Source organism: Cytobacillus firmus NBRC 15306, assembly GCF_001591465.1.
GTDB classification, from domain to species: Bacteria; Bacillota; Bacilli; order Bacillales; family Cytobacillaceae; genus Cytobacillus; species Cytobacillus firmus.
Genome location: NZ_BCUY01000011.1, coordinates 72,569 through 79,012, shown reverse-complemented (window position 1 = coordinate 79,012; position 6,444 = coordinate 72,569). Strand labels below are relative to the sequence as shown.

General features: G+C 43.8%; 5 protein-coding genes and 1 pseudogene. 5 read left to right on the top strand and 1 reads right to left on the bottom strand.

Going from position 1 to position 6,444, the window contains the following annotated elements:
* Nucleotides 1-303 precede the first annotated feature (303 nt).
* Nucleotides 304-1,008, top strand: a complete 705-nt coding sequence (locus tag BFI01S_RS05460) for a gamma-glutamyl-gamma-aminobutyrate hydrolase family protein (protein WP_061791697.1) — start codon at nt 304-306, stop codon at nt 1,006-1,008.
* Between the two features lie 46 nt (nt 1,009-1,054).
* Here the strand turns inward: BFI01S_RS05460 and BFI01S_RS05455 are convergent.
* Nucleotides 1,055-1,948 (bottom strand): annotated as a pseudogene (locus BFI01S_RS05455) (LysR family transcriptional regulator).
* Nucleotides 1,949-2,087: 139 nt separating this feature from the next.
* On the opposite strand from BFI01S_RS05455, the gene BFI01S_RS05450 reads away from it, so the two are divergent.
* The 4 genes from BFI01S_RS05450 to opuFB all read left to right on the top strand — a co-directional run bounded on the left by BFI01S_RS05450 (nt 2,088) and on the right by opuFB (nt 6,371).
* Nucleotides 2,088-3,293, top strand: coding sequence for an NAD(P)-dependent malic enzyme (locus BFI01S_RS05450; protein ID WP_061791696.1), 1,206 nt, complete (start codon nt 2,088-2,090; stop codon nt 3,291-3,293).
* Between the two features lie 136 nt (nt 3,294-3,429).
* Complete coding sequence (locus BFI01S_RS05445; protein ID WP_061791695.1) at nt 3,430-3,726, top strand: hypothetical protein; 297 nt, start codon at nt 3,430-3,432, stop codon at nt 3,724-3,726.
* A gap of 177 nt (nt 3,727-3,903) precedes the next feature.
* On the top strand, nt 3,904-4,857 hold the full coding sequence (locus BFI01S_RS05440; protein ID WP_061791694.1) for an ABC transporter ATP-binding protein: 954 nt from the start codon (nt 3,904-3,906) through the stop codon (nt 4,855-4,857).
* Nucleotides 4,854-6,371 (top strand): osmoprotectant update ABC transporter permease/substrate-binding subunit OpuFB, encoded by a 1,518-nt coding sequence (gene opuFB / locus BFI01S_RS05435; RefSeq protein WP_061791693.1) that lies wholly within the window; start codon nt 4,854-4,856, stop codon nt 6,369-6,371. Before BFI01S_RS05440 ends, opuFB begins: the two co-directional genes overlap by 4 nt.
* Nucleotides 6,372-6,444: the final 73 nt, after the last annotated feature.

Below are 6,444 nucleotides of genomic sequence, written 5' to 3'. Positions count from 1 at the left end.
GGAATTGAGAAAGTCATGAAGGAATTGCAGGCAATGAGCGGGGAAGAGCAAATTCCAGGACGTGATGCTGGAAGATCTAAATATGGCCAGGGCTCAATCGCTGAAAACCAGGCAGCAAAGGAAGCGGTGGAGAAAAGCCGTGAAACGGACCCATATTAATGGATACATGGACTGCCCAAAAGTCAGGAATACTGACTGCTGGGCAGTTCTTTTTATTTATTTTGGTGATTTTTTATGTGGCAGATAGGACTTCTTCCCCGTTCTATAGAATAATCTTCTAAACTATATAACCAGAGGTGCCGAATGAAACCAATTATTGGAGTTACATCAAATTTAGAAGATCATAACCTTTCTATTTCAATGGATAATATCCATTCATTGTTAAATGCCGGGGCCGTTCCAATTGTTGTGCCCAATCTGCTGGATGATGATAAAATCGAAAAATTAGCTGAAACGCTTGACGGGCTGCTGCTTACCGGCGGGGGAGACATCGACCCAACACTATTTGGTGAAGAACCCCATCAAAAGCTGGGCAGTATTTGTCCGGAAAGAGATACATTCGAAATCAGCATGATTCAAAAAATGCTTGCTCGTGATAAACCAATTTTAGCCATATGCAGGGGCTGCCAAATCCTCAGTATTGCTCTTGGGGGTGATATGTATCAGGACATCTTTTCCCAGATGGGCGTCCCTTTGCTGCAGCATGGCCAAAAAGCACCCCGCTGGCATGCGACTCATTTTGTGAATGTTAAAAGAGACTCTCTCCTTCACAGAGTTACTGGAATGCAAAGTTTTAAAGTAAATAGCTATCATCATCAGGCTGTCCGCAAAATGCCTGAAAACTTTGAGGTATGTGCAGAGGCCAATGATGGGGTTATTGAGGCTTTTGAGAGTAAAAAGCATCGCTTTGCATTAGGGGTACAGTGGCACCCTGAATGCATGACACAAAAGAGTGATGACCCTTCAAAAGCTATATTTGATGCATTTGTTAAGGCTTGCTCACAATAGCTCCAGGTACAGAGCCGTCGCACTTCTCAAATTTGCGGCGGCCGTTTCACATCCCTTCCTCCAAATAAGTCTCCGCACCGGCGATAAACTCCCGGACCGCAAACGATAAGTACTTATCCTTTTTCCAGATCATCCCGAGCTCTAGATTAACAGCAGATTCAGAGATTGGCAGAACCACAAGGTCATTACAATTTATATTTTGACAGATTTTGCTTGGCAGCATGGTGATTCCCAGTTTTCCTTCAACCATTCCGAGCAGGAAGTCCTTTTGCGAGCTTTCACAGACGATATTAGGCTGAAAGCCCCTGTTTAAGCATTCCTCAATAATCAGGTCATATAAGGTGAAATCTTTGCGGTAGAGGATAAAAGGCTCTTTGGCTAATTCTGAAAAATGCACTTCCTTTTTCGAAGCAAGCCTATGTTCCCGGTGGATAATGAGCATTAAGGGATCCCTTAGGACATTGATTATTTCAAAGCCGCTTCCATGGGCCGGGACCGTGCAAATCAGGCCAATATCCAATGTGCCATCTTCCACCCCTTTTTTTATTTTCTTCGTGCCGACTTCCGTTAATTAAATTTCGATCAATGGGAACTTTTCTTTATATTGGCTAATAAGCTTCGAAAAGAAGGCTGCGCCGACTATGGGAGGTATGCCTATTTTGATTTCACCGCCCTTCAGCTCCATTAGATCTGTTAACTCTAATGTCAGGTTCTGAAATGCGTCCAGCACTTTTTTTGCATTGATTAACACTGCTTTTCCAGCATCCGTTAATTCAAGCTGCTTCGATGACCTGTAAAATAGCGGCACTCCCAGTTCGCCTTCGAGATTTTTGATGGCTTTGCTGATGGAAGGCTGGGTGACATGCAGGGTGTGGGATGCTTTTGTGAAACTTAAGTGCTGTGCTACTTCAGCAAAATATTCTAAATGCCGGATATCCAATTTCTTCACTCCATTCGTATAACCAAAAGGCATAAAGGTTATAGATTATATGTATTTCATTTATGGATGCAACTCATTATATAATAATCTACAACAAATACTGAAAATTAACAATATTTAATAAAGGGAGATGGGTTGAATGGATTTGCAGAAGGAATCTCTACTGCTTCATGAGAAGTTTCAAGGGAAGTTAACGGTCGATGTAAAAATGCCGCTGAACAGCATGAAGGATTTAAGCATAGCCTATTCACCAGGAGTGGCTGAGCCGTGCCAAAGAATCCATGATCAGCCTGAGAAAGTCTATGATTATACAATAAAAGGAAACTTAATCGCCGTGGTTTCTGACGGCACATCTGTACTGGGACTTGGCGATATTGGCCCCGAAGCCTCCATGCCTGTGATGGAGGGGAAGGCTGCACTATTTAAAGCTTTTGCAGGTGTTGATGCGGTTCCGATTTGCCTTGATACAAAGGATCCCGAAGAAATCATTAAAACAGTCAGGCTGCTGCAGCCTTCTTTTGGGGGCATTAACCTGGAGGATATCGCGGCACCGAATTGCTTTTACATTGAAGAACGGCTGAAGCAGGAAATGAACATCCCGGTTTTTCATGATGACCAGCATGGAACAGCGATCGTAACAGCAGCCGGGTTAATCAACGCGCTGAAGCTTGCCGGTAAAAAAATGGATGAAATAAAAATCGTAATCAATGGGGCTGGTGCGGCAGGAATTGCGATTATCAAGCTGTTCCTTAATATGGGAGCAAAAGACATCATCATGTGTGATACAAAGGGAGCGATTTATGAAGGAAGGCAAGAGCGAATGAACCCTGTCAAAGAGTCTGTTGCGAAAATTACCAATCCAGGAAAACGTAAAGGTCCACTTGAGGATGTTATCATTGGCGCTGATGTGTTCATCGGGGTTTCCTCTGCCGGTGCCTTAACTAAGGAAATGGTCGAGACGATGAGTCCGGATTCCATTATTTTTGCCATGGCCAATCCAATTCCTGAGATCATGCCGGATGAGGCGAAAGCGGCAGGCGCCAAAGTCGTTGGAACAGGAAGATCCGACTTGCCGAATCAGGTGAACAATGTCCTCGCATTCCCTGGAATTTTCCGAGGGGCCCTGGACGTCAGGGCTACTGAAATTAATGAAGAAATGAAAATGGCTGCAGTCGAAGCTATTGCCGGATTAATCGATGCTACAGACCTGACGCCTGATTATGTAATTCCAGGGCCGCTCGACAGCCGGGTTGTTCCTGCAGTAAGGGATGCGGTAGTAAAAGCAGCCCAGGAAACAGGTGCAGCCCGAATCGAAATTATACCGAACCAAATAATAAATCAATAGTATTAAATTAGCATGCGAAGGCATGTTCAAGTGAAATACATCATAGTATCCAAGATATAAAGCTGCTGGTTTTGCCAATGGGGTTGAATTGATCCCTTTCGTCACTTGAATTTATTTAAAAGGGAGACTGATACCGATGAAAGTATATGAAGTAATTGAGACGCAGGAAATGTTCCGTGGTGAAATCATTGAAAACTATTACGTTATTTATGAGCAAACAGAAAACAAAGTCTTTGAAAATCGAAACAATGATCTGTTTCAGCAGGAAAGATTTTTAGAAGAGACTGTTAATATCTTTAAAGGTAACCCGCATTCCACCTTAAAGAAAGTAAAAACCTATCCCATTCGCCATCTTGCATTTGGGGATATTCGCGAAGCAATCAGAAAAGACTTTCCGGACCTCTTTAAGAACCTGAAAAGATCTCCCGCTTAAACACTGGCAGCCTCCAATGCAGGAGGCTGTCTTTTCTTTGGATTCTTAGGATTGGAAATGTTTCCTGTCTATCTGTATGATAGTATAACAGCAAAAAAGAAAACGCAGGCAGGACCATTTTTCGGATATTTGTTAAGGGAATAATTCAGATGTAAACATATTAGAGGGGTGGAGGCAATGATTCAGTTTGACAATGTGTCGAAACAATATTGGGATGGTAACAAAGCTGTAAATTTAATCAATTTACATATAAAAGAAGGTGAGTTCTTCGTGATAATTGGTCCGAGCGGTTCCGGGAAAACCACCGTTCTGAAGATGATTAATAGGCTGATTCCTTTGACATCAGGAACGATTTTCATAAATGGCAAACGGATCAGTGACTATGACATTCATGAGCTCCGCTGGGATATTGGCTATGTCCTTCAGCAGATTGCCCTTTTTCCTCACATGACAATTGGGGAAAATATCGCGATCGTTCCGGAGCTAAAAAACTGGGAGCAGATGAAAATTAATGAACGGATTAATGAGTTACTGGAAATGGTTGGATTGGAGCCTGACATATACCGGAGCCGAAAGCCGCATGAACTTTCAGGAGGACAACAGCAAAGAGTGGGCGTAACAAGAGCACTGGCGGCCAATCCGCCCATCATCCTGATGGACGAGCCTTTTAGTGCGCTGGATCCCCTTAGCAGGGAAAAGCTTCAGGATGACCTGATCCATCTTCAGAAAAAAATAAAGAAAACAATCGTCTTTGTTACACATGATATGAAGGAAGCTTTAAAGCTCGGTGACCGGATATGCGTCATGAAGGACGGGGAAATCGTCCAAATTGGCACGCCAGAAGAGCTGCTTGCTAATCCGGAGAACGAATTTGTCCGGCAGTTTGTCGGGGAAGAGCAGGGACCGTACATGGAGGAATTCAGCCTTCATGATATCCTCCTGCCGATTTCAGAAGCAGAACAGAACGGGTCAGTCATTTCCGCCTCGGCTTCATTGGAAGAAACGCTTAGCTTATTGGCCATTAATGAAGAACTTGCCGTGGAAGAAGGCGGAACCATCATTGGAATGATCAACAGGCAGGCTGTCATTCGTAAGTTGGCTCGCAGCATGCAAAGAGAGGTGAAGTCATGAATACCTTGAGCTCTGTTTTCAGTGAAAGAAAAGGCCAATTAGCAAGTGTGCTGATTGAACATATTCAGATTTCACTTATTGCTTTATTTTTTGCAGTCCTGATTGCCATCCCACTTGGAATATATCTGACTAAAAAGCAAAAAATCGCAGAGGGAATCATCGGCATAACAGCCGTATTGCAGACCGTACCTTCATTAGCACTGCTAGGCCTATTGATCCCCTTATTTGGAATTGGAAAAGTGCCCGCCATTATCGCATTGATCGTATATGCCCTTCTGCCCATTCTGAGAAATACATATACAGGCATAAAGGAAGTGGATGATTCCATTATCGAAGCGGCAAGTGCAATGGGGATGAACAGGCGCAAAAGGCTCATGAAGGTAGAGCTTCCTCTTGCCATGCCGGTCATTATGGCCGGAATCCGGACAGCTATGGTACTAATCATAGGAACGGCTACTCTTGCTGCTTTAATTGGAGCAGGAGGCTTGGGAGAACTGATCCTCCTTGGAATCGATCGAAATAATACGGCACTGATCGTACTTGGGGCCATACCTGCAGCCATATTGGCAATCCTTTTTGATATGCTGCTGCGACGATTCGAGCATATGTCTTTTAAACGGTCCCTCGCAGCGCTGGGAGTCTTTATTGGCGCAATGATACTGGTTATGGCGATCCCGCTGCTGACAAATAAATCAGAAGAGAATATTGTCATTGGCGGGAAGCTTGGTTCAGAACCGGAAATCCTGATCAATATGTACAAATTGCTGATTGAAAATGAAACCGATCTTAATGTCGAGTTAAAACCAGGGTTAGGAAAAACATCATTCGTCTTTAATGCTCTGAAGTCGGGCAGTATCGATGTGTATCCTGAGTTTACCGGTACAGCCATTGCCGAATTTATAAAAGAGACAGCGGTAAGCACCGACCGTGGAGAGGTTTATGAGCAGGCGAGAAAAGGGATGAAGGATCAATTCAACATGGAGCTGTTAGAACCGATGGCTTACAATAATACGTATGCTTTGGCAGTGCCAGAACAATTTGCTGAGATATATAGCTTGCAATCCATTTCAGATCTAAAAGCTGTCGAGCAAAACATAAAAGCAGGCTTCACCCTTGAATTCTCCGACCGGGAAGATGGCTATCGGGGCATTCAAAAGCTTTATGGCGTGGATTTTCCAACTGTTTTAACCATGGAGCCTAAGCTGCGCTATGGTGCCATCGAAAAAGGTGAAATTAACCTAGTGGACGCTTATTCTACAGATAGTGAAATCGCAAGGTATAACCTTACTGTCCTGGAGGATGACAAGAATCTGTTCCCTCCGTATCAGGGTGCCCCATTGCTAAGAGCTGAAACAGCCGAAGAATATCCCGAATTGGTCAAATCCTTAAACAAACTGAGCGGTAAAATCAGTGACGATGAAATGCGTGAAATGAATTATAAAGTCAATGTGGAAGGGGCAAGTGCTGAAGAAACAGCCCTGGAGTATTTGGAGAAGAAGGGGCTTCTGAAGTAGTCCGCGAAAACCGCTGGAGGGAATCCGGGCGGTTTTTGCATGATGAGATGTTTTAAGTCATGCCCAATTATCA

Coding starts and splice junctions, on each gene's coding strand:
- BFI01S_RS05460 (WP_061791697.1), top strand. CDS start 304: ATGAAACCAATTATTGGAGTTACATCAAATTTAGAAGATCATAACCTT.
- BFI01S_RS05450 (WP_061791696.1), top strand. CDS start 2,088: ATGGATTTGCAGAAGGAATCTCTACTGCTTCATGAGAAGTTTCAAGGG.
- BFI01S_RS05445 (WP_061791695.1), top strand. CDS start 3,430: ATGAAAGTATATGAAGTAATTGAGACGCAGGAAATGTTCCGTGGTGAA.
- BFI01S_RS05440 (WP_061791694.1), top strand. CDS start 3,904: ATGATTCAGTTTGACAATGTGTCGAAACAATATTGGGATGGTAACAAA.
- opuFB (WP_061791693.1), top strand. CDS start 4,854: ATGAATACCTTGAGCTCTGTTTTCAGTGAAAGAAAAGGCCAATTAGCA.